The organism is Fusibacter ferrireducens (genome assembly GCF_015352425.1).
GTDB lineage: Bacteria > Bacillota > Clostridia > Peptostreptococcales > Acidaminobacteraceae > Fusibacter_A > Fusibacter_A ferrireducens.
The window spans coordinates 275,203-293,105 of the sequence record NZ_JADKNH010000004.1 but is presented as its reverse complement, the minus strand read 5'-3'; the positions used below and the strand labels follow the sequence as shown (position 1 = coordinate 293,105).

At 36.1% G+C, this 17,903-nt stretch carries 21 protein-coding genes; 5 read left to right on the top strand and 16 right to left on the bottom strand.

The features are described 5' to 3' along the window. The first annotated feature begins 120 nt into the window (after positions 1 to 120). Positions 121 to 990, top strand: a complete 870-nt coding sequence (locus ISU02_RS08295) for a helix-turn-helix domain-containing protein (RefSeq protein ID WP_194701346.1) — start codon at positions 121 to 123, stop codon at positions 988 to 990. A 145-nt stretch (positions 991 to 1,135) separates the two neighbouring features. Here ISU02_RS08295 and ISU02_RS08290 read toward each other — a convergent pair whose 3' ends face one another. Further along, positions 1,136 to 1,588: a GNAT family N-acetyltransferase gene (locus tag ISU02_RS08290; protein WP_194701345.1), complete on the bottom strand. Its 453-nt coding sequence runs from the start codon at positions 1,586 to 1,588 to the stop codon at positions 1,136 to 1,138. Between the two features lie 287 nt (positions 1,589 to 1,875). Between ISU02_RS08290 and ISU02_RS08285 the strand changes: the two genes are divergently transcribed. After that, the gene (locus ISU02_RS08285; RefSeq protein ID WP_194701344.1) at positions 1,876 to 2,583 is read left to right on the top strand and encodes a phosphatase PAP2 family protein; all 708 of its coding nucleotides are present in this window, start codon (positions 1,876 to 1,878) and stop codon (positions 2,581 to 2,583) included. A 152-nt stretch (positions 2,584 to 2,735) separates the two neighbouring features. Here the strand turns inward: ISU02_RS08285 and ISU02_RS08280 are convergent, their stop codons facing one another. From ISU02_RS08280 to ISU02_RS08255, 6 genes are all read right to left on the bottom strand, one after another. Next, a complete protein-coding gene (locus ISU02_RS08280; RefSeq protein ID WP_194701343.1) occupies positions 2,736 to 3,566 on the bottom strand; it encodes a S1 family peptidase in 831 nt (276 codons plus the stop codon). A gap of 93 nt (positions 3,567 to 3,659) precedes the next feature. Next, positions 3,660 to 4,124, bottom strand: coding sequence for a hypothetical protein (locus ISU02_RS08275; RefSeq protein ID WP_194701342.1), 465 nt, complete (start codon positions 4,122 to 4,124; stop codon positions 3,660 to 3,662). A 94-nt stretch (positions 4,125 to 4,218) separates the two neighbouring features. Then, positions 4,219 to 5,325, bottom strand: a complete 1,107-nt coding sequence (locus tag ISU02_RS24285) for a sensor histidine kinase (RefSeq protein ID WP_194701341.1) — start codon at positions 5,323 to 5,325, stop codon at positions 4,219 to 4,221. A gap of 202 nt (positions 5,326 to 5,527) precedes the next feature. Then, the gene (locus ISU02_RS08265; RefSeq protein WP_194701340.1) at positions 5,528 to 6,235 is read right to left on the bottom strand and encodes a LytR/AlgR family response regulator transcription factor; all 708 of its coding nucleotides are present in this window, start codon (positions 6,233 to 6,235) and stop codon (positions 5,528 to 5,530) included. Between the two features lie 184 nt (positions 6,236 to 6,419). Beyond that, entirely contained in the window at positions 6,420 to 7,157 is a 738-nt protein-coding gene (locus tag ISU02_RS08260) for a hypothetical protein (protein WP_194701339.1), read from the bottom strand. A 287-nt stretch (positions 7,158 to 7,444) separates the two neighbouring features. Next, positions 7,445 to 7,615 (bottom strand): hypothetical protein, encoded by a 171-nt coding sequence (locus tag ISU02_RS08255; protein ID WP_194701338.1) that lies wholly within the window; start codon positions 7,613 to 7,615, stop codon positions 7,445 to 7,447. Positions 7,616 to 7,831: 216 nt separating this feature from the next. Here ISU02_RS08255 and ISU02_RS24465 point away from each other — a divergent pair, with 216 nt between their 5' ends. Continuing rightward, complete coding sequence (locus ISU02_RS24465; RefSeq protein ID WP_194701337.1) at positions 7,832 to 8,080, top strand: transposase; 249 nt, start codon at positions 7,832 to 7,834, stop codon at positions 8,078 to 8,080. A 283-nt stretch (positions 8,081 to 8,363) separates the two neighbouring features. Here ISU02_RS24465 and ISU02_RS08245 read toward each other — a convergent pair whose 3' ends face one another. From ISU02_RS08245 to ISU02_RS08230, 4 genes are read right to left on the bottom strand one after another with little or no spacing between them, the layout of a single operon-like run. Then, positions 8,364 to 8,534 (bottom strand): hypothetical protein, encoded by a 171-nt coding sequence (locus ISU02_RS08245; protein ID WP_194701336.1) that lies wholly within the window; start codon positions 8,532 to 8,534, stop codon positions 8,364 to 8,366. A 55-nt stretch (positions 8,535 to 8,589) separates the two neighbouring features. Continuing rightward, positions 8,590 to 8,946, bottom strand: a complete 357-nt coding sequence (locus tag ISU02_RS08240; protein WP_194701335.1) for a geobacillin-26 family protein — start codon at positions 8,944 to 8,946, stop codon at positions 8,590 to 8,592. Between the two features lie 6 nt (positions 8,947 to 8,952). Continuing rightward, on the bottom strand, positions 8,953 to 9,240 hold the full coding sequence (locus tag ISU02_RS08235; protein WP_194701334.1) for a hypothetical protein: 288 nt from the start codon (positions 9,238 to 9,240) through the stop codon (positions 8,953 to 8,955). A 60-nt stretch (positions 9,241 to 9,300) separates the two neighbouring features. Beyond that, complete coding sequence (locus ISU02_RS08230; RefSeq protein WP_194701333.1) at positions 9,301 to 10,251, bottom strand: helix-turn-helix domain-containing protein; 951 nt, start codon at positions 10,249 to 10,251, stop codon at positions 9,301 to 9,303. 108 nt (positions 10,252 to 10,359) lie between these two features. On the opposite strand from ISU02_RS08230, the gene ISU02_RS08225 reads away from it, so the two are divergent. Further along, positions 10,360 to 10,521 carry a hypothetical protein gene (locus ISU02_RS08225; protein WP_194701332.1) on the top strand — a complete coding sequence of 54 codons (162 nt, stop codon included), beginning with the start codon at positions 10,360 to 10,362 and terminating at the stop codon, positions 10,519 to 10,521. A gap of 606 nt (positions 10,522 to 11,127) precedes the next feature. Here the strand turns inward: ISU02_RS08225 and ISU02_RS08220 are convergent. From ISU02_RS08220 to ISU02_RS24120, 3 genes are read right to left on the bottom strand one after another with little or no spacing between them, the layout of a single operon-like run. Continuing rightward, the gene (locus ISU02_RS08220) at positions 11,128 to 12,765 is read right to left on the bottom strand and encodes a Hint domain-containing protein (protein WP_194701331.1); all 1,638 of its coding nucleotides are present in this window, start codon (positions 12,763 to 12,765) and stop codon (positions 11,128 to 11,130) included. A 4-nt stretch (positions 12,766 to 12,769) separates the two neighbouring features. Continuing rightward, positions 12,770 to 13,975, bottom strand: coding sequence for a DUF6765 family protein (locus ISU02_RS08215; RefSeq protein ID WP_194701330.1), 1,206 nt, complete (start codon positions 13,973 to 13,975; stop codon positions 12,770 to 12,772). A 33-nt stretch (positions 13,976 to 14,008) separates the two neighbouring features. Continuing rightward, positions 14,009 to 14,134, bottom strand: coding sequence for a hypothetical protein (locus ISU02_RS24120; protein WP_267459419.1), 126 nt, complete (start codon positions 14,132 to 14,134; stop codon positions 14,009 to 14,011). Between the two features lie 220 nt (positions 14,135 to 14,354). On the opposite strand from ISU02_RS24120, the gene ISU02_RS08210 reads away from it, so the two are divergent. After that, the gene (locus tag ISU02_RS08210; RefSeq protein WP_194701329.1) at positions 14,355 to 15,293 is read left to right on the top strand and encodes a helix-turn-helix domain-containing protein; all 939 of its coding nucleotides are present in this window, start codon (positions 14,355 to 14,357) and stop codon (positions 15,291 to 15,293) included. Between the two features lie 100 nt (positions 15,294 to 15,393). Here ISU02_RS08210 and ISU02_RS08205 read toward each other — a convergent pair whose 3' ends face one another. Beyond that, positions 15,394 to 17,388 (bottom strand): TRAP transporter permease, encoded by a 1,995-nt coding sequence (locus tag ISU02_RS08205; RefSeq protein WP_194701328.1) that lies wholly within the window; start codon positions 17,386 to 17,388, stop codon positions 15,394 to 15,396. Next, positions 17,370 to 17,900 (bottom strand): DUF1850 domain-containing protein, encoded by a 531-nt coding sequence (locus ISU02_RS08200; protein WP_194701327.1) that lies wholly within the window; start codon positions 17,898 to 17,900, stop codon positions 17,370 to 17,372. Before ISU02_RS08200 ends, ISU02_RS08205 begins: the two co-directional genes overlap by 19 nt. Between the last annotated feature and the right edge of the window lie 3 nt (positions 17,901 to 17,903).

The following is a 17,903-nucleotide window of genomic DNA, read 5'->3' as shown; positions in this document are numbered from 1 at the left end:
CCATTCTGTGAATTTGCTATAATAAACACAATTCACAAATGCTAAAACTCTAATAGCAAAAAATGTCGAGTGTTTTTTTCTTTAAAACAATATACTGAATGCATAAGGTGGTGATCAAGAATGGAGGACCAAATTGAAGCGGTGCAACGTATGCAGAATTATATTCAAATGCACCTATATGAAAATATAACGCTTTCAGATTTAGCCAATGTATCCCTTTACTCACCGTGGCATTCCTACCGTCTGTTTGTAAAGTGGCTCAACCGAACACCTGCTGACTATATTCGCCGCTTGCGCCTGTCAAAGTCTGCATTGAAGCTTCGAGACACACAGGGCAAAGTGATTGATATTGCATTTGAAGTGGGATTCGACAGCGTTGACGGTTATCAAAGAGCATTTTTCCGCGAATTTGGCTGTAATCCGCATGAATATGCCAAGAACCCCATTCCAATTTATCTTTTCATCCCTTATGGCATTGAAACTGCTACTGTTAGAAAGGAGAAAACCATGGAACCTGTAAAAAGTGTATTTATTCAAGTCTTGGAAAAACCAATTCGTAAAGTGTTGATTAAACGCGGTGTCAAAGCCACCGGTTACTTTGATTACTGTGCAGAAGTCGGTTGCGATATTTGGGGTCTGCTTAAAAGCATGCCTTCCATAAGTGGTGAGCCCGTGGGCCTTTGGCTTCCAAAAACGTACATCAAACCCGGAACCTCAGAATATGTACAAGGTGTGGAAGTGCCCATAGATTACAATGGCGCTATTCCAGAAGGACTGGATATCATTGAACTGCCAAAGAGTAAATATCTGATGTTTCAAGGAGAACCCTTTGAAGAAAAAGATTATGCCGAAGCGATTGAACAGGTCTGGAACGCCATAAAAAAATATAACCCATCTACCATAGGTTATACATGGGATCATTCAAATCCACGCATGCAATTAGAACCCATTGGCACAAGAGGTTATATAGAACTTTTAGCCATCCAATAAAGAGGGACTATTAATAAATGGGCGCAACCCTTTATAGGCGTTGTCGCTCATTTTTCTGTTAACCTGAACAAGTCTTTTATCAAGATAAATCACATTCAATCTGTAAAATGCACACTTTGATGAGCATTTTGATGCCCCCTTCAGTCTAAAAGCATTTCTTCATACACACACTCTCTACCATCCCAACATAGGGTTCGTAATTGGGAATGATCTCATAGCCCATACACGTATACAGCCCCTTTGCTTCAACTTGCCTTATACCGGTTTCAAGTACTGCAAATTTATAGCCTTGCGCCTTGATCATTTCTTCAAGTTGACGGATCAGTACTTTAGAGATGCCCTGACCTCTAAAATCACTTTTGACAAATACGCGTTTTATTTCCGCTGTATCAGCATCCAATCGCTTAAATGCACCACAAGCCAGTGGCGTATCATCCTTATAAATAACCACCACATCTTTTATATAATCAATCTTATTGTATTGAGCATACTCTTTTTGAGACTCTCCATTGCGCTCGCGAAGCGCTTGATCTAATAACTGAGTCAGTTCTATAAAGTCTTCGTTTTGATTATCTGTTTTGAGTATTTTAAAAGTCATTTTCACTTCTCCATCTTATAAATTTTTCTCAATTAAAGATTATGCTTTACACTTTAAATAAAAAGTATTATATCATAATCTGTAACCTAAATGAAAACGATTAAACTTAAGGAGAAGTCTCTTTATATCGTCAAGCTATAATTCGCAAAAGGAGACCCCTTAATATTACCATATATTAACAATATCTTGCAATGCATTTAGATAAAAAATATTATCCCCTACTCCAATTATGATATGGTATAATATTTTACACATCTACAGAATTATAGAACAAAGGACGGCACATTATGAAAAACATCAAAAAATTTTTATCACAAAATAAACATTTTTATTTCTGTCTCTTGTTAATTCCTATCCTCGTATGGTTCAAATATTTAGAAATGACAATAGTGCCTCAATATATCATACATACTGCATTGGATGATAAAATTCCCTTTATTAAGGAATTTGTCATTCCCTATCTGCTTTGGTTCCCCTATATGATCTATGGTGTTATCTATGTGGGCATCCATTCTAAAAAGGATTTTTACAAAGTCATTATATTTATAGGTGGCGGCATGTCCTTTGCATATCTCGCCTATATGTTTTTTCCCAATGCTCAAGATTTAAGACCTGTCATTACAAATCATGATCCATATTCTTTGTTGGTGCAATTCTTATATGCCACAGATACACCTACAAACGTATGTCCAAGCATTCATGTTATAAACTCAATCGCTATAGACGCAAGTCTTCACAATTCAGAAGCGTTTCAAACAAAAAAATACGGCTTATTGGCATCCTCTGTTTTGACTGTAATGATCTGCCTTTCAACGCTATTTATTAAACAACACGCCATCTTAGATGTGATCTGCGGTGTCCTAGTTGCAGCCGCATTTTATATGCCGTTGTATTTACTGCCAAAATTAAGAGCACCTAAAGACAGTCAAGACTCAGCGGCATTAAATGAAGCTTTGTCCACAGAGGCTATATTAGAGCAACAAGGTGAACTCTAACAAAGGTATTTAAATTAACTTAGAGTTTCACTCGGGCATATAAAAACCATCTGCTATTTAACTCTAGCAGATGGTCCATCATCTCATCTTATAATCTGGGCTTAAAAACAAATCTCTTTATTCTAACCTCATTTTCAAAAAAAATAACATCATTAATTCTTAATTTCATATCCTGATGCCTCTAGAAATTCAAGTATTCGATCACTGGGCATCATCATGCCTGAAATAAATCTTCTAAATGTATTTTCATTGCCACCGAGCTCAATGCCCACGATTTCTAAATTTTGATTCAGCAAAGCACCGCCGCTACTGCCCTGATCACAAAAAGCTGTGTGTGTCATCATTGGATATTGGTTTTTACCCGCATCATCATTGAACCTAACCCGCTCTCCACGTTTGATTTTCCCTATGGTAATTTCATTGTGTTCACCGTTTGGATTACTCATAGAGGCAATCGTCTCACCGGCCTTTGGGGGTTCACTTGCAATTGGCAGAGCCAAATACTCTGCCTCACTTGTAAAACGAATTAGGACCAAATCGTATGAATCATTTGAGTATACAATTTCAGCCTTAGGAAAAGGCTGATAGTATTCTGTTGAACCGATGTACTTTTCCCCTGAATTCAGAAATGTTTTCATATCTAAAGCATCATAGCCTATAATGATATATTCCGTATCTTCAGAATCGTTCTCTTCCAAAATAGCGTGTTTGGCTGTAAGCGCATAATATGTATCACCTTCATTTCCTATAATCACACCACTGAAGCCTGTTGAGAAAGAAGTCCCTGTTACATTATCTGATTTCGATTCAACACTTTCAATAATTTCAATATTTGCCGGAAGCGCTTCATTTCGCACCTTTGCAATAAGCGTTTTATACACTTGATTATTAAACTGCTCTTTTATAGAAGATCCCATCACCAACAAGAAAACTATGAGTACACACATTGCAATAATTGCTGCTAAAAATTTTTTTCTTTCCAAAATGAGCTCACTTTCATATTTGTATTTGGCTATATTATATCATAAAGTGCAAACCTCATTATGCAAATTAAGGGGGTCTCTCTAAGATAAAGGTCACTGATCCATCTCTTTCTTTTCAGATGGAAATGGTGTTAGAGCGATTACTTGTTTACCGTTTTCATCTAGTTTCACATTATAGACACCAGAAATAGATTTTTCGTCCGAGGTAGTTTTTTCATCCGAGTCAAGTTGTTTATCACTACGCGTCAATTTATCAAATTGATTTTTTTCAGGTGCTTTGTCCTTATCTATAACCACTGCTTGTCTCTTCTGACCATCAGCTGCCATTATTGTTTTTGCTTTCAACTGTTGGATTTGCTTGTCTATTTCTTTTATTTTTTTGTCTATTTCAGCGGCTTCTTTACTGGGTGCTGTAGAAAAAGGACTTTCTGCCTTCGCCTTGTCTTGTTCAAGTTTTATTTTTTTCTGCTCTAACTTTTGGATAGCTTGTTCCACGTCTTTTGAACTATTGCCTACTGAATTCTGATGGGATATTGACCTTAAACCGTTTATATTCACTTTCAAACCTCCTTTATACTTCTAGTTGGTTTAAGTATATTTAACAGTGTTTATCCATTCAATGGTTTTGTAATCAAATGTAATCTGAATGTCTCTAAATGAGCAAAAGAACGTTCAATTTAAAATTTTCTACTTCATGATCCACACTTACTGCACCATTATATTTTTCGGCTACAGCTCTGATGTTTTTAAGTCCAAGCCCTGTTCCAGTGCCCTTTTTATGCCCTTCATTACAACTGTTCTCAATTTCAATCATAAAAAATCGGCCTTTTTGGACTGCAGAAATTATAATATAAGATTCTTTCTCTTCCACAAACTCACAAGCATTAATCGCATTATCTATCGCATTTGAAAAGACAATGCACAAATCCATGTCATCTATAATGCTCTCAGAAGGTATTGTCATATTACATTCAACTTTAATGCCCTTTTGCTGGGCTAACCCTAGTTTGTCACTTAGCAAAAGGTCAACGACCATGTTGCCCGTTTGGCAAGGAAAAGAAAAGGTATTCTTTGCAACGTCTAACTTGTTCAAATAGGCTACCGCTTTCTGATTCTCCGTTCTCTCTATAAGGCTACCCAACACCATAAAATGGCTCTTAAGATCATGTCTAAAAGCACGCGTTTGATCGTAACGCATTTGAACTTCTTGCATATAATGCGTTTGCGTATTAACTTGTTGCTCAAGTAGAGCATTTTGGGTCTGTAATTCAAAGTTGTCCTCTAATTTACGATAGGCAAATACGACTGCAAACAAGCAAAAATAAGCCGAAACTTGTATCAACAGCATCCCCCAATCATTTATATTTGGGAAAATTCTTCTGCCATCTGAATTTACAATTATGGTACTGCCATAAGTCATGAATATATGTTGAATTACAAGTAGAATAAATAAGATCGGGAGCAATAAAAGCCCAATATAATGTGTTGATATGCTCTGTCTTATCCTAAAAGTTTTGATTACATATCGATAAGAAAAATAGATTACTGCCAACGCCATTAAACTACAGATAACTAAAACCAAAGTTACATGTGGAAATGCAGCTTCGCATAAAATACTTCCTATTGACTGGAAAATACCATTTACAACTTGCATGATACTTATTGCAAGAATTGCTGTAACTGCTGTTAGCGCAAGTGGACACTTTAAAACTAGATAGCCATATCCCAATAGAACTAAAAGCTCTAAAATAGTGGCCACAGGGAATGAAACCCTAAAATTCACTTCTACTGAACATATAAAGTAAATCGTGAATACATAAAAAAAATAGTGGTATGGCTTAAATGCGCTTTGTGAAAATTCACTGAAAAAAAACAGCTCTAAGACTGCTAAGCAACCATTAAGAAAACAAAAAAAGAAGATAAAATCAAAATTTATACTTTGAAAACTCAGATTGCCCATATTATTTTCGCCCCGCTTTCATATAGTCTAGAACTACTTTTGCAAATGCCTGTTGTCTGAGTCTTGAAACTGGAATTTGATCACCATTTTCTAATATTGTCATGCCATCTTCATAACCACACACATACTTGAGATTAACCAAATAACTCCTGTGACATCTAAAAAAATCACATCCCAATTGCTTTTCGAGTTCCCCAATTTTGAAGTAATAATCAATTTGCCCACGCTTCGTGTGAACAAAAATCTTTCTACTGATTGCCTCACAATATAAGATATCTTCAAACCGGACGGTCTTTAACGAAGATTCTTTTTTTATGATGAGTCTATTTTCGCCTCTTCGTTCTATGTAATTTAAAATGCGATCCATTGTACGAGATAAACGAGCAGCCCCCACAGGTTTTAGTAGATAATCAGATGCTTCCACTTCAAAAGCATTGTAAACATAATCATTAAGTGCCGTAATAAAAATGATAAAACTTTCAGAACCCCTCTCTCTTAATTTCTGAGCTGCTTCCATGCCCGTAAGGCCTCCTAATTGTATATCCAAAAAAATGATGTCAAATAGGATATCACTTTTAAGCAGTACTTCAGCACTTAAAAAAGAGAACACCTGAAACTTATCGTTTTGGTGTTCCATATAGATATTGATCTGAGCTTTTAATTTTAAAAGCATCGTTTCTTCATCGTCACAAATAGCAATTTTAATCAAAAGAATCAACACCACCATCGTCTTTTATTTCCATTTTAATTTTATAGAGAATTTTACAACTATTCAAGTGGATTGATATGAAATGTTAGCTCATTGTATCCAACTGTATATGGCATTCACTTTTATAAAAAAAGCCTGCACTTTAATGCAGACTTTTTCTCTAATCTAAAATACGCTTGAGTTCTTAATACATTTTACGAATCGTTACTGAATAACCACTCCCCTGTCCTGGCAAATTGTTATTTACAATCCCCAAGGAGTATGTGTTACTATAGCAACTTGCTGCATTTACATTGACCATAAAAGTATGTGAGCTGTTAGACAAATTCCAGGATTGTGAGTTATTAGAATCTGTTGAATCCGTGTATACAGCGTAAGCATCGCCAGAAAATGATACTGAAATTGCATACAAACCGCTACTTTCAAAACCTAAACTAAAGAATTCCCTCTGACCACCTGATGTCATATTTTTTTCTATGACATCTTGCGACCCCACATTTACTAGAGTTGAAGGTCCTCCCTTATTCATGTCTACCATTATTGTTACAGGTCGAGATGCATCTACTGGTGTTACAGTCAACATATATTGTACATAAGGTATGAAATGACATCCATACAGATTAGAAGGATTACTTATACCAGAATTCAACCCTATATATTTTTGAAAGTAATCATTCCCTATTGGCTCAAGTTTTGATATTACAGCGCTATCAGTGCTACGCACATGAATTGCTCTTTGGTCTGGATCAGGTACGGTAAAAATGAAAGTTGCTTCTCCACCAGGTTGTACAACTTGTCTTGATTGAACGTCATCCACTAACGTATAATCTTCTGGCGCAGCAAATGTAGGTCCCATATTGAATAACACGATAATTGAGCACATTAAAACCAGTGATAATTGTTTTCTAATTAACTTAAACATATCTTTCTCCTTCCATTTTGTTGACCACACTCATATTGAGCTGGCCAAACTAAGTATACTTTGATCTTTACTCTATTTTGTGTAAATAACCTTTGAAACAAATGATTCATAAATATATTGCAATATCATTATGTAATTACTATTTTATCAATAACGACCAGATAGACAACCCAATTCAAATTGGGTTATTTGTGTAAGAAAAAGCTTGTTTGCAAAATCTCCAAAGTGCATAATTGCAAATGGTATTGCTTTTAGTATCCTCGAAACATCAATACCATATCTCACCCTTACCGTTTATGAATACAGTTTGTCAATGCCTCTACTTGTTCATCCGTTAAAAACACTGAAAAACTACCAAATCTACTTTCAATTTCACTACCCATTCTGGTTACATCAATCCTGCTGCGGTTTACAACATTGCTTTCTTCGTCCACATTTAATAATATTCTGTAACGCATTTTAAATTCATTAGATTCATTCATGTTATAACTCGTCAGTTCATAATCAATTTCGTTCCTGCTATAGACATGATATAAGGGTTGTTTAAGATAATACTTTTCCGTGATAATTGAATTTATTGAAGCAATAAACGCTTGATCTTCAACATTAGTTTCTAAACTTGTTATTCCAGACTTATCATTTACTTTTATTTCAATAGAAAGAGCCCCAAAGTTGTGTTAAAGTTTAAGTACCACTTTTTCATGTCGTCTGTATCCCATACTTCATTTATTTTAAATGCAGTGAAAACCATAATTAAGGCTTTAACGTATAATCTCATTAACATTATGAAAAGAATTGTACTTCCAAAAGATAGAAGAGGGTGCCGAATGCTCTCGATTAGAGCTGATCTCATTAAAATCGCATGTAAAAAACAGATAACAATATTACAAGAAATTGACTCAATATTGCCCAAGGCTTCTTAAAAAAAAGCTTCTTTTTAGCATTTTGATCAATTACCAAGAGTTCGTGAATAATTCAGGGTTAATAAGATAAAAGGGACTGTAATTTGTTACAGTCCCTTTTTATTTTGAGGGGTATTTTGCAATAACACCTTTCAAATTTGACATTTACGGCATATCTGCTTTAATATAATCCATTTCTATTAATTCAGAAATCTCCAATTGCAGTGTATGAGGAATAATAATCTATAGCTTTTTTATAAGAATAGCAAATTACATATTCTTTTTCTCTAAAAAAGCCTTCTTTCTATTTAAGAATATTGTAAAGAATACTTGCTGTAAACAAAGCTAAAACAATTGTTGATACAACAAGTGAAATCTTCACAATATTGCTGTGTTTTGCAGCGTTATCTATTTGGCCTGCAAAAAGACCAACAATAATACCCGCAAAAATAAGAACTAGAGCAATATCTTTCATTCAAACAACTACTCCCCTCTTCATATAATATTCAGTATTAGCAATATCCTAATGTTTAGATGTAAATTGAAGATTGATTTTTAATATCAATATACCTTGAAAGTGTGGTATCTTGTAACTCACCAATATAATTTGATTTTTGCTGTGCAGTAAGACCAAAACCTGCAGCTGCAATATATGCCGCTAATGAAACTCCAAATCCAGTTCCACACGAACCAACAGCAAATCCAGTAGCAAATCCTGCAAAGAAAGTTGAGGTTCCAACCAGTGCAATGAGTTCACTTTCAGCAGAACTTATAGAGTTTACAGTCTTTCGGAATTCATCTAAATTGTTCGCATTTGTAGTCGTTTGTTTTGTCTTAAAATAGTATCCACCAGGGTTGCTCTCGTTTGCATATTTTGCCCTTACCAATTTCCATTATTTAGGATCATCATCGGTATATTCATAAGAGTATGTACTTTGAGTGTATTTTGAAGCAACTACAGACCGAGTACTAGCAGCCATACTAGTTCTTTTGTCAGTAATGGTTTCCGCTTTAAGATCAACAACAGCAGAAGCCTGTAAGGTTCCTTTGCTGATAGAATATCTTTCAGAAGTAATGATATTATTTGCTTTATCAAGAGTTGAAACATATCTCTCATCGCCACTAATAGCTTGAGATATACGGAAATCTTTATTATCTAAAAGAATAGCGAGTATCTCCACTAATAAGGAACTCTAATAATGCTCAATGCTTATCTCATGATATCAAATTTCAAATTCAATTCAAATTGGATTATTTGTATACCCATACAGTTCAGCTGCCTTATCTATATATATTTTCTTCAACACTTCATGTTCCATCACATTGAGTAATTCAATAGACTTTTTAAAATCACTTTCTGAATCTGGACATCGAAGATTCTTTTTAGAAACTGCTCGTCGGAATAAGAGGCCACTCAACAAATATGTGGTCTCATTTTTTAAACATAACTCAATCCCTTTTGTTGCATACTCTAAAGAATTTTCAAACTGATCCAATTCATGATAATTATATGAAATATTAAAAATTATTTTGATGTACATAAACAAATCCGTTTGTGACATGAATTGATTGCCATTGCTGATATTCATCAGAAAAATAAGCAGTTCATTTGAAAATTCGTATTCTCCAAGCTCTGCATAAGTAACTGCTAATAACAATAAAATCCGCTTTTCTATTTGATTGTATTTAAAGTATTCAAATCGATCCACTTTGAATCCTTTCAAAGTTTTATGTATAGCCTGATTCAAAATGTCTAGAGCGTCTTGATAATGATTTGATCCCAAATTTAAAAATTTAATACCCTCAGTAATCAGTTTCAATTGATCGATCTCGTTGTTATTGAATAAAACTATTTTTTCATTCCCATTTTCAATTGCCTTCAAGTTATCCTGAAAATCATTGAGCCGCTCAAGTTCATTAGAAACAATAATGTAATCCAAATCTTTATAAAGGCCATACAGTTCTTGATCTTTTCTAAAAAAAGTAAATACTGCCAAAACATCTTGTTTATATGCCACAGATAAATACTCTAAAGTTTCAAATTTGGGAATTGTCATGCCGTTTTCCATTTTTCTCAGTGTCTCACTATTGATTCTCGTTAATCTACTAACGTCCTTTTGCGTTAACCCTAAAGAAATTCTTACATTTCTTATATAGACGCCAAATGACTTTGTATCATATGATTCAAACATATCAAGCACCTTTCTACCAAATTTAAATTGGGTTTCAATATACAGAACTTCATATAAAATTAGAATAAATGGTTAGAGTGTCAAAAGTCAGTTTTAAGGAGGTTCCCTATGAGACAAACAACATTACTCACTATTTCATCTATAATTCTAGTCCTTTTCTCTTCGCTTTCATTTTGTGGTGAGAACGACATTCCAAGAGTCTATGCACCCAAAAAAATGATCGTCCTACACGCCCATAACGATTACCTTGACAATTTAAATTTATATTAGCAAAGTATCTTGTAAAGAAGCGTCGCCGTTAATAATACAAAACAATCACGAGCACAATAAGCACAATTTTTATGATTTTACTGTGTCTTGCAGCATTATCTATTTTTACTTTTTACAACCATTTTCATATATGGTTTCTATTTATTCTCAAAATATATGTAATAGTATATCTATTATTTCATCACTCTATCATATAATTATACTTAATTCTATCCACTTGGCCTATTTGGCACAAAAACCGTCCTATTTAGCCCAAATAACATCCTATTTTAAATCAAACAAATTAAAAAGGGCTGTTCGCTGATTTTGTTTTCCGGCAAGCTGCAATCTGCGATTAGCAGTTCATTGAAAAACTGAAGTAACGTCTGAAAAGCCTGAACCCATGTTATATCCGAAAGCTCATCTGAGAGAAGCAGGAATAGTTCACCTAGTGAGCGTTCATCCTTAGATTCGCGGTTTTCTACGGACAGCATCATGTATCTTGTGAAGATGAGATAAAAAAATGCTAGAAAGGACTCAACGTAAGCCTCATTTCTAGCATTTCTTCATGTTTATTGTTTTTCAGAGGTTAATTAGGTATTTTCCCGACAGCCCCTTTCTCTCTGCTTATTTTTTATTTTTTTGAGCGAGCTCATCAAACACCATTTTAAATTCTTTTCGTGCTAAATTGCAAGCTTCTGATCGCTTAACCACTTTTTTAGGCATTTCCTCTTCTTTAAGGTTTTGTTGATGACTGAAATCACCCACATGAATACCCTCGCAGATAATTGTACTCTCATTTTCAAAAGCTAAACTATAAACCTTATCATTATAAGGTTCTACACGTAAGTTTACAATATCTTCTTCGCCATCTACCGTAACCAGCTTATCCCCTGCCGTCAATTGAGCTGCCGCTACAAAGCCGCGTGCTGTACACACGGGATGCCCAGCCGTAACACGGATCTTCTTGCCCTTCATAGATTCGACAAAGACCATCATCTCCTCGTGGCCTGTATAGATGTCCTTAACTTGAACGATCTCCATTTTTTCATTTAAAACCAAATCACCCACTTGGATATCGCTGACGATTTTATAAGTTTGGTCAGACATAAGCACTTGAGTTGCCTTGCTAAGACAGCCCCATTGAATCATTATAGGTTTTGACAAAATGGATGATTTATCTTGACTTTTGGAACCATTACTCTGGAATACCACAGGAACGGTCATGATCATTCCCGACTTATGTTTTACATCGATGCCCATGCGATTATAGATATTGACTGTTGTCTTAGCCCCGAAATTTGAGACATTGAGTTTATTGTTCCAATTGTCTAAAAATCGCCATGTAATGGATTTCTTATCTGTGGAAACCGAACTCGTAACTGTGTCAACACCAGCATAATAGAACACAACGCCTTTATTCAAGTCTTGAATTTCAAGACGATAGCCATAATCTTTATTAAGTGACAACACTTCAAATTCACTGCTCACCGTAACCGTCCCAGAAGTCGGCAAGAAAACTTTGACAAAGTCGCCCTCTTTGTTATTGTTAAACGCGTAGTCATAGTCATCTCCAACTTGTGCCTGCCTGTTGTATACCACAACCACATGATCCCTCGTTGGCTTATGTTTAGGCATTGGGTCATTTACCACAAAATTTGAAACAATCGTATTGGTGCCATATACTTTCAAATCATCGTACATTGCGGTTGCAGATGCCATTGTAGGCGCTCCATTTTCATTTTCATTCATCCAATGGAAGTCAGCAACAACTTTAAATTCTCTATCTTCCGACCGAATCAATTCAGAAGTCAATTTTTTCATAATACCTTCAAATCTACTGATTTCATCTTCTCCATAGACATTGATAACATCTTCCAGTCGATCATTTGATTTATCAATCAACTGCGCTGAAATAGCGATGATGGGTTTATCTTCAATAAAGTCTGCTTTTGCAATGGACATAACATCCACAGGATCGAAGTTTACACAGTCTACACAGACATTATCTCTAAATCCATCTTTTTCACTCAATACAGCTACCGCTTGATTGCCACCTTGCCTCATAAGTGTATGCTCCTGTTTTGAGGCCCTAAGCATTTTTAAAAACGCAGGATATTTTTCAGAAAGATGTTTTTCGCCTCCAAAAGACTCTAATATATAATCATAGTGTAAAGGATTGCTATAATCATGTTGAAGAACGCCTGAAGATTTATCGATTTCGTTTACTAATTTATTTTGAACCTGTGATATACAAGTCAACATAGATCTATCTCCCTTCTGAATCTAGTATTTTATCTGCTTTCAAAGTCAATTCCTCTTTATACTTCATAAAATCTTCATCACCTTGATAAGCTGGATCAACCGCTCTTCTAATATGATCGGCAATCACATTAAACCTAAAGAAATCATCATTACTCCCACTGATAAGGGTATCACTGATCTCAACATTATTAAACACCGCCATGAGCCTTTCTGTTGGATCTTCAATTGCATTCAATCGCTCATCGGAGGAGGCTTCCACAGATAAATTACTCGTCAATAAATCCGTTTTGCTATATTTGAAAGTGATTTCAGGAAATATAGATGCCCAATGTGCGCTGAGCTTTTCTGGATTTTTCTCACTTGTTAAAAAACCTTTTTCCAATTTTTTTGAGAGAATCTCCCACTCATCATCAGAAATTGGACCAAGTGACCTGCAATCCCTTAAGTAGTTGAGTATAACTCTTGAACATTTTAAAAATTCTAGGACATTGCTTCTAGAGTAAGTTGCCTTATAAGGAAAACTTTCTTTTTCTTCAAACTTTTGTTGTATTGTGAAGCTGACATTACTATCGTCAGGGGCCGTGTTTACATTAGGATGACCTATCGAAGGCACATAATAGTATTTATTTGGACTGTAAGATGCTGTAATGGTCTCATAGTTTATGTTGTTCACAACATTCTCTAAATAGGCGTGATTTTCCCAGTTCCAAAACCCCGAAAACCTTTGATGTGCGTATGTATCTGCAAAAATATGAAGTAAGGTTCCGATTTTTATGATGGCTTCTCTATTTAAAAATTCTTTATAGGCACTGGCCGCATCACGTAAGAGTCCCTGAAGCAAGCTGCTCTGATCTAAAGTTACTGGTACAACACGGTATTCTTTTCGATCTTCAGGCACATAACTCAAATCAACTTTTGGTATAAAATGAAACGGAATCAAAATGCGTTTTTGATTTCTTTGAATAGAAAGCCTCGCGTAATCAAAGAAACTATTAAATCCCGTAGTCACTGGATTAAAACACCATCCATAAGGTAATTTTGTAGCCAAATACTGTGCATACTGCGGTACATCTGTAAAATACAAATAGCGATACGTATCAAAATCGTCCACAAATTGAGAGTAGCTTGATATGAGTTGTGCATCACTTTCCTTAAAACCCGCATTCACAGTCAAAGCTTTTACTGCAAAATAATGAAAATTGATATCCATTTTTTATCCTCCTCTACGTTTTTTAAAAATACTCTAAAATGCCACCACATGAGCGATCATTGGCGCTGAGTACAATCTTGGAATGTCTTCCCCATTTGCAAAAGCAACACTTGTCGTCATCAACATAAGCAGACTTATCGCCAGAACTTTCTTAATCATTTCTTTTCACCTCCTTTTAGGCTAAAATGTCAAAAATCAGCTTCGCATAAATCATCAGCCCTATGTTATATTGCATACTTTCCACAAACGACATCATAGGGATGACCGTTGATTCTCTTTTGACTGTTATCGCTCTAACTTTCTTTACATTTTACGATTTAATTGTATAATAATGGTTATACTTATCAATATGATTCAAATCATAATTCAGGAGGATTACATGATTCCGGGAATTGACTTCACTTGCTTTGGTATGAAACTTCAAGAAATAAGATCTTCTTTGCACCTTACGAGAATAGAAGTAGCTGTCCATACAGGACTGAGCAAAGATACGATTTATAAAATAGAAAAGGGCATGGTCATTCCCAAATACGATACCCTCGAAATATTGGGATATCTCTACAAAGAAGACTTATTAACCCTGCTCACATTTTATCGGGAATCCCGACACGTTTATGAATTTAATCAAAAAATCGACGGCCTCATCTATAATAATGATGTTGAAGCGCTCTCAAGAATAAAAAAACAGTTCGATACTTTAAAAATGGAAATGGACACCAACTCCATTCAACTGATTCACGGTCTCATTGAACAATATGAAATGTTTATTACAGGCATTGAAACCCTCAATTGTCAAAAGACATCGGAGAGTCTTGGCTATTTCCTCAAAGCGCTTTCGATTGATCGGCCTACCTTCCGTTTTGAAAGCTGGCGACAATTTAAGTATTCTCTATTTGAAATCCGAATTATACTCATGCTCGGTATTGTGGAAAGTATGCTTTCCGAATACGAGCTCTCCAACGAAATGATACGCTTTTGCTTGAAAACACTCAATAATATTGCTCACAAAGATACTGAAAAATTCTTAATTCTCAAATGCTACTACAACCTGAGTTACAATTATCACTGTTTAAACGAGCATCGAAAAGCGCTTTTTTTTTCAGATAAGGGCATTGCATTCTGCCAGACACATTATCTTTCGTATGCACTGCCGCATCTCTTGTATCGAAAGGGGATCGCCCAATTCCTCATTGGCAACAAACGCTACTTGACTTCTCTGAACATGAGCATTCAATTATTAAAAATCACTGGGCATACCACCCTTGCAGAAACCTTTATTCGAGTTACATATGACAAGTATAAGATTAAACTCTCATAATCCAACACAAATTTTCATAATACATCACAAAGCGCCCCATTGTCATCGATTAATCGGTCATGACAAAGGAGCGCTTTAAAGTAAAGTGGTTAAAGAAAATCTATTCAAAAGCCGTTTCTGTTTGCTTGCTTTTAAGTTTTTGAACGACAATTAGAAGGATGAAAATAGAGAGCCCAATGATGTCCTGAGTGACACTTTCTGTAATCAACAAAAGAGAACCTGCGAATACGACGGCACGGATCATTGGATTGAGCTTGCCCTTCAAGTATCCCTCTGCTGCAATACCGATCATAAATACGCCAATGATTGCCGTTATGGTTACCCTTATTGCTACAAATGGTGTGGTCTCGATCAATAACAAGCCCGTATTATAGACGAACATGTAAGGCACAATAAACCCTGCCAATGCTAATTTTACAGATTGAATCCCAGTCTTCATAGGATCTCCACCTGAAATACCCGCTGCTGCAAAAGAAGCCAGCGCAACTGGTGGTGTAATGTTGGCAAACATTGCAAAGTAGAACACGAACATATGCGCCGCAATTGCAGGTACGCCAAGTTGGATAAGTGCAGGCGCTGCCATGGTTGCTGTGATCAAATATGCTGGAATGGAAGGTAAACCCATGCCAAGAACCATACAAGTGACCATAGTCAGCATAAGTGTTGCCAAAAGACTGGTGTGTCCTAATTGAATGATTGCATTTGCCATGTTGAGGCCAAATCCAGTCAAACTTACAACGCCGATGATAATACCCACCACCGCACATGCAACTGCAACGGATACAACTGATTTTGTCCCCTCTTCAAAAGCGTCTAAAATGTCTCTAAAACTCATACGTGTTTCTGCTCTAAACATGCTCACCACAATCGTTACGATAATCGTGCAGAATGCGGAAAAGATAACGGTTTTACCGCTGAATAGCAACATGTAGAGCAAGAAAATAATCGGAATTAGCAAGTGTCCCCTTGCCTTCATAACTTCTTTCACCTTTGGCAATTCCTCTTTTGGAATGCCAACCAGATTGTTCTTTGACGCTCTGAGCTGCACTTGAACAATGATTCCCAAATAGTATAGAAGCGCTGGAATTGCAGCACTGACAACGATTATACTATACTTGACACCGAGCATTTCCGCCATGATAAACGCAGCTGCTCCCATGATTGGCGGCAAAAGCTGTCCGCCCACTGAAGCAGTGGCCTCAACTGACCCTGAAAACTCATCGCTGTAGCCGGTTTTTTTCATAAGTGGAATCGTAAACGCACCTGTGGTGACGACATTCGCAACTGCCGAGCCATTGATACTGCCCAAGAAACCACTTGCTATAACCGCTACTTTAGCTGGACCGCCTTTAGTATGCCCTGCAAGTGCAAGTGCAATGTCATTAAAGAACTGGCCCATACCCGATTTGTTCATGACAGCACCAAATAAAATGAATAAGAAAATATAGCTTGCCGCCACATTTACAGATGTACCGTAAATACCTTCCGTATTGATAAATACATGGTTTACAAGTTTCGCCCATGTATAGCCTCTATGCATAAAGATACTTGGCATATGTTGCCCGAAGAGACCATATGCTAAGAACAGCATACTTAAAATCACAAGTGGCCATCCTGAAATACGTCTGGAAGCTTCCATGACGAGGAAGATCAGCATCGTTCCTATGATAATGTCCATAGTGTTTGGCATCCCCATGCGATTGATGAAGTTGATATAATCTGACCAAACATAGACCGCCACTACGATTGCCATCAATGCGAGAATATAATCATACCAAGGAATGGTTTTGCGACTTGATTTTTCAGTTGCCGGATAGAGAAAAAATGCCATTACAAGCATCATGGCCACATGAAGTGATCTGTGCAAGTGTGTTGCAGGATAGCCTATAAATGAAGTAATAAAGTGATAAAGTGCAATCCCGATTGCCAACCAGTAAATTGCTTTTGAAATGGATCTATTATCAAACTTACGCGTTTTAGATTCCTTGTCAAATTTCTCTAATAGTTCTTGTTGTTGAGCGTCCATAGCACCTTCGAGGTTTTTAACCGATTCAGGTGATGTTTTTTTCTCTTTCTTTATTGAGGCTTTCGCCATAATTGAAACCTCCTCTCAATTTTCAGTTCTATGGGTTCATGATGGGGCAAATCCGTACCTCTAATAATGGTTTCATTATTAATTGCAATATATTGATTTGCCGTTTGTGAATTAATCCACTCGATCTTTTGGAAGTGCTCGTGGATGTCCGACATATAAACCATGCCCTCTTTTACTGTAACAATCCCCTTGTTTTCTGGGATTCCTGCCCCAAAACCAGCCACTCTGATCTCTTCGAGATCGAGACTGGATTCTCCTAATATTCTAAAATCTTCGTACCAAGGAATATGCTCAAAAGAATGAATCCATTCATAGGTCAATAAATCGCCTGTTGCCACAGGCGCAGTCAAATAAACCTCTCCAGTTTCCTGATGAGAGATGACGAGCTCTAATGTCTGATGAGTCCAAATAAAAATACCTAGTATAATCATCCCTATGAGAATTAATGCAATGCCTTTTTTTAGAGATGGGAAAGCCCTTTCAGGCTTTCCCTTCATATCCTTCTGATTCATAAT

Bases quoted from the DNA above. Each gene is read 5' to 3' on its own strand.
- ISU02_RS08205 (WP_194701328.1), bottom strand. From the start codon at position 17,388: ATGGCGAAAGCCTCAATAAAGAAAGAGAAAAAAACATCACCTGAATCG.
- ISU02_RS08285 (WP_194701344.1), top strand. From the start codon at position 1,876: ATGAAAAACATCAAAAAATTTTTATCACAAAATAAACATTTTTATTTC.
- ISU02_RS08215 (WP_194701330.1), bottom strand. From the start codon at position 13,975: ATGGATATCAATTTTCATTATTTTGCAGTAAAAGCTTTGACTGTGAAT.
- ISU02_RS24120 (WP_267459419.1), bottom strand. From the start codon at position 14,134: ATGATTAAGAAAGTTCTGGCGATAAGTCTGCTTATGTTGATGACGACA.
- ISU02_RS08245 (WP_194701336.1), bottom strand. From the start codon at position 8,534: ATGAAAGATATTGCTCTAGTTCTTATTTTTGCGGGTATTATTGTTGGT.
- ISU02_RS08200 (WP_194701327.1), bottom strand. From the start codon at position 17,900: ATGAATCAGAAGGATATGAAGGGAAAGCCTGAAAGGGCTTTCCCATCT.
- ISU02_RS08220 (WP_194701331.1), bottom strand. From the start codon at position 12,765: ATGTTGACTTGTATATCACAGGTTCAAAATAAATTAGTAAACGAAATC.
- ISU02_RS08210 (WP_194701329.1), top strand. From the start codon at position 14,355: ATGATTCCGGGAATTGACTTCACTTGCTTTGGTATGAAACTTCAAGAA.
- ISU02_RS08225 (WP_194701332.1), top strand. From the start codon at position 10,360: ATGAGACAAACAACATTACTCACTATTTCATCTATAATTCTAGTCCTT.
- ISU02_RS08290 (WP_194701345.1), bottom strand. From the start codon at position 1,588: ATGACTTTTAAAATACTCAAAACAGATAATCAAAACGAAGACTTTATA.
- ISU02_RS08260 (WP_194701339.1), bottom strand. From the start codon at position 7,157: ATGTTTAAGTTAATTAGAAAACAATTATCACTGGTTTTAATGTGCTCA.
- ISU02_RS08295 (WP_194701346.1), top strand. From the start codon at position 121: ATGGAGGACCAAATTGAAGCGGTGCAACGTATGCAGAATTATATTCAA.
- ISU02_RS08230 (WP_194701333.1), bottom strand. From the start codon at position 10,251: ATGTTTGAATCATATGATACAAAGTCATTTGGCGTCTATATAAGAAAT.
- ISU02_RS08255 (WP_194701338.1), bottom strand. From the start codon at position 7,615: ATGCGTTACAGAATATTATTAAATGTGGACGAAGAAAGCAATGTTGTA.